The organism is Aureimonas sp. D3 (genome assembly GCF_001463805.1).
Classification (GTDB): Bacteria; Pseudomonadota; Alphaproteobacteria; order Rhizobiales; family Rhizobiaceae; genus Aureimonas; species Aureimonas ureilytica_A.
This window is the reverse complement of the sequence record NZ_BBWM01000108.1, coordinates 1-450: the sequence shown is the minus strand read 5'-3', so window position 1 is coordinate 450 and position 450 is coordinate 1. Positions and strand designations below refer to the sequence as shown.

Sequence of the window (450 nt, the reverse complement as noted above, 5' to 3'; positions counted from 1 at the left end):
GCGGTGGTGAAGAAGGCGCCCGACATGCAGCCCGCCGAGCGCCCGGTGGCCGAGTGCGTGACGCTCGCCAAGCGCGATCTGAACCCCGGCGACACGCTCGGCCAGATCGGCGAATACGACTATCGCGGCTTCGCCATGACCTGGGAAGGCGCGCGGGACGAGGGCGCTCTGCCGCTGGGTCTGGCCGAGCGCGCCCGCGTCATCAAGCCGATCAAGGCCGGCGAGAAGCTGACCTACGCCAATTGCCAGCCGGACGACAGCCTCGTCATCACGCAGATCCGCCAGCGCCTCGATCAGGCCGACAGCCGGTTCGCGACCAGCGCGGCGGCCTGAGGAGAGGGGAGGGAGGAACCCATGTCCGCATTGCCCCAGATGGCCCCGTCCGTCGAAGAGGTGGCCGCCAATTCTGCCGCGCGCGAGGGCGACAACAAGCCCTTCGCCTTCCGCCAC

At 69.8% G+C, this 450-nt stretch carries 1 pseudogene; it reads left to right on the top strand.

Annotated features, from left to right (window positions below):
* A pseudogene (locus tag AUL36_RS23015) lies at positions 1–333 on the top strand (homoserine dehydrogenase); the annotation flags it as partial.
* Positions 334–450 lie beyond the last annotated feature (117 nt).